Source organism: Vreelandella sp. H-I2 (assembly GCF_052959335.1).
Window position 1 is genome coordinate 1 of record NZ_JBRAMC010000021.1, and the last position, 959, is coordinate 959.

At 50.7% G+C, this 959-nt stretch carries 2 rRNA genes; both read right to left on the reverse strand.

Annotated features, from left to right (window positions below):
• A 23S ribosomal RNA gene (locus ACUVOF_RS21920) occupies positions 1 to 105 on the reverse strand; the annotation flags it as partial.
• A gap of 318 nt (positions 106 to 423) precedes the next feature.
• Positions 424 to 959: ribosomal RNA gene (locus tag ACUVOF_RS21925) — 16S ribosomal RNA — on the reverse strand; the annotation flags it as partial.

The window sequence follows — 959 nt, forward strand, 5'->3', positions numbered from 1 at the left end:
GGGTCACAGGTTGTTGCCACCTCACCGAACCTTATCGCAGGCTACCACGTCTTTCATCGCCTCTGGCTGCCTAGGCATCCACCGTGTGCGCTTCATTGCTTGACCCTATAACCCGAAGGAGTCTGGGGTTCGCAATGATAACGTTTCATTTTGCCGGATACGCTTGAGACGTATCACAATTTAAGAGCACTTCTTACGAAGTGTTCTTGTCAGCATGATATACATTGTTAAAGAGCGACTGCTAGAAGCAGTGATAAGTGTTCTTTCGACTTAAAAAAGAAAAAGACCTTTAAACGTCCTTAAGACCTTTAAACGCTATTTTTTCTTTTTAACATGAAAAAAACAGAGCACTTATCACTGCGTAGTAACAGCATTCTGATCAGGTAATTCATTGTGGACGCTTACTAACTGTGACGCATCGTTTAAGGAGGTGATCCAGCCGCAGGTTCCCCTACGGCTACCTTGTTACGACTTCACCCCAGTCATGAACCACACCGTGGTGATCGCCCTCTTGCGTTAGGCTAACCACTTCTGGTGCAGTCCACTCCCATGGTGTGACGGGCGGTGTGTACAAGGCCCGGGAACGTATTCACCGTGACATTCTGATTCACGATTACTAGCGATTCCGACTTCACGGAGTCGAGTTGCAGACTCCGATCCGGACTGAGACCGGCTTTAAGGGATTCGCTGACTCTCGCGAGCTCGCAGCCCTTTGTACCGGCCATTGTAGCACGTGTGTAGCCCCACCCGTAAGGGCCATGATGACTTGACGTCGTCCCCACCTTCCTCCGGTTTGTCACCGGCAGTCTCCTTAGAGTTCCCGACATTACTCGCTGGCAAATAAGGACAAGGGTTGCGCTCGTTACGGGACTTAACCCAACATTTCACAACACGAGCTGACGACAGCCATGCAGCACCTGTCTCTGCGTTCCCGAAGGCACCCCGGAATCTCTTCCGGG